Source organism: Candidatus Effluviviaceae Genus I sp. (genome assembly GCA_016867725.1).
Classification (GTDB): Bacteria; Joyebacterota; Joyebacteria; order Joyebacterales; family Joyebacteraceae; genus VGIX01.
The window spans coordinates 1-3078 of the sequence record VGIX01000088.1; the positions used below are offsets into that span (position 1 = coordinate 1).

The window sequence follows — 3078 nt, forward strand, 5'->3', positions numbered from 1 at the left end:
TGAAGTAGGAGTCGCCTCGCGCGAACGCGTGCCGCCTGCCGCCGATGACGAGCTCGATGCTGCCCGCCACGACGACGCCCCACTGGGCCCCGTGCGAGTGCGGCGGCACGACCGCGTCCGCCTCGAATTCCATGAAGACCACCTGGTGGTCGCTTCCCTGTGAGAGATGCGCCCTCGCTCCCTTGAGCGGGACATCGGCCTCCGGGAGGTCGAGGATGGAACTGGGAAAGACGGAAGACATGCCGGTCAGCTCCCGGGGCGGCGCGGCTCGGGCATGCCCGCGTCCCTCACTGTCCGCCCAACGACGACACCCACGCCCTCGCCCGGCGCACGCCCAGCTCATGGTAGGCGAATCGCGCCGCGCGCGACCCGACGCGCACCGCTCCTCGCCGCAGGTAGTGTCCATCGCGCGCCATGGAGCGGAACACGTCGCACGTGGTACACGGGATCCTCGCGCGCGGCGGCACGCGGCCGAGCAGCATCGCGCGAGCCTACATCAGCGACGCGCTGTTCAGAACGTCGAGGAGCCCGTCGAAGAACGCGTTGCCCCCGAAGTCACCCCGGTAGTTGCAGCAGCACCCGAGCACGCGGCCGTCCCAGTTCACCTGGGGCTCTTCCCAGAGCTGATGGCAGAACACGCGCCCCGCGCGGTCCGGGTCCCCGCCGTCGCGCGCGGCGTCATCCGCCTCCCCCGCGCGCCTCCGCCCGCTCCGGCCGCGACCGCGCGCCGGCGACAGCTCCGGCGCCCAGGACTCCTTGAGACGGAAGTCCATGCCCAGCTCGGCGGCCATGCGGCGCGCCAGCGGGATCTCGCGCTCGTTGTGGGCGAAGACCACGAACTGCCAGGTGAGCCTCGGATACCGCGACCCGGCCTGCGTCTTGAGCTCGTTCAGCCGGCGGATGTTGCCGAGCACCGTCGGCAGGTCGCCGCCCACGCGGTACGCGCTGTACGACCCCTGCGTCGCGCCGTCGATCGAGCAGGTGATCCGTCTGAAGTGATGCTCCACGAGCGCGCCAAGCAGCTCTTCGCTCGCCGCGTTCAGGGTCGTCCCGTTGTCGGCCGTGAGCGCGACGCCTCGGCTCCGCGCCTCCGCCACGATCGCCGGCATCTCGGGGTTGAGGAACGGCTCGCCCAGTCCGGAGACCTCGACCTCATGAACCCATGGGTTGAGATCGAGGAGGCTCAGGAGGTCCGCAGCGCGCAGATGTCCCACCCCCACCGACTGCGCGATCTCGCCGTGCGGATTGGGACATGCGGGGCAGTGAAGGGTGCAGAGGGTCGAGGCGCTGACGTGGATGCGTCGTGGCCGGATCGTGCGGCGGACGACCGTCCCCCCCGCGGCAGGGCCCGTGTCCGCAGGCGCTCGCCTTCGCTCGGGTGCTCGAGCGTCGATGCCGCGCCCCGAGTCCATTCCATCTCCCTCCGGGAAGAGAGCCTATGGTGAATCGGCATTCCATCAGGACTGTATGCCCCTGCACATACCGGAGTCAAGCATCCACCCCACGTGCCATGCATGACGGATCAGGCGGCTGCCGTCGGGCCCAACGACAGCTCGAAGTAGTAGGCGACGAGCTCGAACGCGCCGTCCGGATCCCCGAAGGTGAACCACCCTGGGATTGCCGGAGGCTCCATCACATGAGAGGATGGGGTCATGGCACATCACGGGAGGTATCCGGCGGAGGTCCGGGAACGTGCAGTGCGGATGGTGTTCGAGCATGAGCGTGAGCACGGTTCCCGGTGGGCGACGATCAGCTCGATCGCGCCGAAGATGGGCTGCACTGCGGAGACGCTCCGGAAGTGGGTTCGCCAGGCGGAGCAGGATGCGGGTCTGCGTCCTGGCCTGACGACCGAAGAGCGGGAACGTCTCCGGGAGCTGGAGCGGGAGAACCGCGAGCTGAGGCGGGCGAACGAGATCCTGCGGAAGGCGTCGGCCTTTTTCGCACAGGCGGAGTTCGACCGCAGACAAAAGTGATGGCGCGGTTCATCGACGAACACCGGGACGCGTACGGGGTCGAGCCGATCTGCGAGGTGTTGCCGATCGCCCCGTCGACGTACTACGAGCAGAAGGCGCGACAGGCAGACCCGGAGCGGCTGCCGCAGCGTGCGAAGCGGGATGCGAGGCTGCGGGAAGGCATCCTCCGCGTGCGGGCGGCGAACTTCGAGGTCTACGGGGCGAAGAAGACGTGGCAGGAACTGAACCGCGGAGGAATCAGGGTCGCTCGGTGCACGGTGGAGCGTCTGATGCGCGGGATGGGGCTTGCAGGGGTCGTTCGAGGCCGGACGTTCAAGACCACGACGGGGGACGGTTCAGCGGTCCGGCCGCCCGACTTGGTGAACCGCGACTTCTGGGCGACGCGACCGAACGAGTTGTGGGTGGCAGATCTGACGTATGTGGCGACGTGGCGGGGGTTCGTGTACGTGGCGTTCGTGATCGACGCGTTCTCGAGGACGATCGTTGGGTGGCGGGTGTCGAGGTCGTTGCGGAGCGATCTGGCCCTGGATGCACTGGAGCAGGCGTTGTTCAGCCGTCCGGACAGGCGTGAGCTGGTCCATCACAGCGACCGTGGGACGCAGTACCTGTCGATCCGCTACACGGAGCGTCTGCGGGAGGCGGGCATCGAGCCTTCTGTGGGGAGCGTCGGGAACTCGTACGACAACGCCTTGGCCGAGTCGGTGATCGGGTTGTACAAGACGGAGGTGATCCTGCGGCGCGGGCCGTGGCGTGATCTCGAGGCGGTCGAGTTCGCGACGCTGGAGTGGGTGGACTGGTTCAACAACAGGCGGCTCTTGGGGCCGATCGGGAACATCCCGCCGGCGGAGTACGAAGAGGCGTACTACCGGAGTCAGGAAGCGCCGGCCATGGTGGCCGGACTCACATGAACGAGTCTCCGGAAAAGCCGGGGCGGTTCAGTCTCACCGGGCGCCGGGGGACCGTCAGGGCCCGGGCCGCCGCCGTTGCTGCAGCCCTGGACTCCGGCGACGAGAGCTAGTACCACCAGCGCCGCCGGAAGGCACAGGACAAGCCAACGCTCATCACGTGCTGTGAGCACAACCCGGTCGCTCAACATACGCCGATT

At 68.3% G+C, this 3078-nt stretch carries 3 protein-coding genes and 1 other annotated feature; of the genes, 1 reads left to right on the forward strand and 2 read right to left on the reverse strand.

What is annotated here, in order from left to right; genetic code table 11:
- Together FJY74_09670 and FJY74_09675 are read right to left on the reverse strand one after the other, a co-directional pair.
- On the reverse strand, positions 1 to 241 hold a 241-nt coding region (locus tag FJY74_09670), incomplete at its 3' end, for a cupin domain-containing protein (protein MBM3308580.1).
- A 250-nt stretch (positions 242 to 491) separates the two neighbouring features.
- The gene (locus tag FJY74_09675) at positions 492 to 1214 is read right to left on the reverse strand and encodes a hypothetical protein (protein ID MBM3308581.1); all 723 of its coding nucleotides are present in this window, start codon (positions 1212 to 1214) and stop codon (positions 492 to 494) included.
- 438 nt (positions 1215 to 1652) lie between these two features.
- Between FJY74_09675 and FJY74_09680 the strand changes: the two genes are divergently transcribed.
- Positions 1653 to 2881, forward strand: a protein-coding gene (locus FJY74_09680) for an IS3 family transposase (GenBank protein MBM3308582.1) whose coding sequence is annotated in 2 segments (ribosomal slippage) — positions 1653 to 1941 and positions 1941 to 2881 — 1230 coding nt in all. Because the reading frame shifts where the segments join, the coding sequence is not laid out codon by codon here.
- Positions 1931 to 2047 (forward strand) — a sequence feature (AL1L pseudoknot). It overlaps the preceding gene by 117 nt.
- Positions 2882 to 3078 lie beyond the last annotated feature (197 nt).